The organism is Dulcicalothrix desertica PCC 7102 (genome assembly GCF_003991905.1).
Taxonomy (GTDB): Bacteria; Cyanobacteriota; Cyanobacteriia; order Cyanobacteriales; family Nostocaceae; genus Dulcicalothrix; species Dulcicalothrix desertica.
This window is the reverse complement of the sequence record NZ_RSCL01000019.1, coordinates 44,637-44,960: the sequence shown is the minus strand read 5'-3', so window position 1 is coordinate 44,960 and position 324 is coordinate 44,637. Positions and strand designations below refer to the sequence as shown.

General features: G+C 41.0%; 1 protein-coding gene. It reads left to right on the top strand.

Translation table 11 applies throughout. The annotated features are described in order from the left end of the window. On the top strand, positions 1-324 hold a 324-nt coding region (locus DSM106972_RS52740), incomplete at both ends, for a WD40 repeat domain-containing protein (RefSeq protein ID WP_411675361.1).

The window sequence follows — 324 nt, the reverse complement described above, 5'->3', positions numbered from 1 at the left end:
CTGTCGCTACTGCTTCAGGTGACAATACTGCGAAGTTATGGAATTTAAAAGGTTCAGAAATTGCCACTCTCAAACATCAAGATGCGTTCACAAACGTAGTATTTAGCCCAGATGGTAAGACTGTCGCTACTGCCTCATATGACAATACAGCGAAGTTATGGAACTTAAAAGGTTCAGAACTTGCCACTCTCAAACATCAAGATAGGGTCACAAAGGTAGTATTTAGCCCAGATGGTCAGACTGTCGCTACTGCTTCAGGTGACAATACTGCGAAGTTATGGAATTTAAAAGGTTCAGAAATTGCCACTCTCAAACATCAAAGTT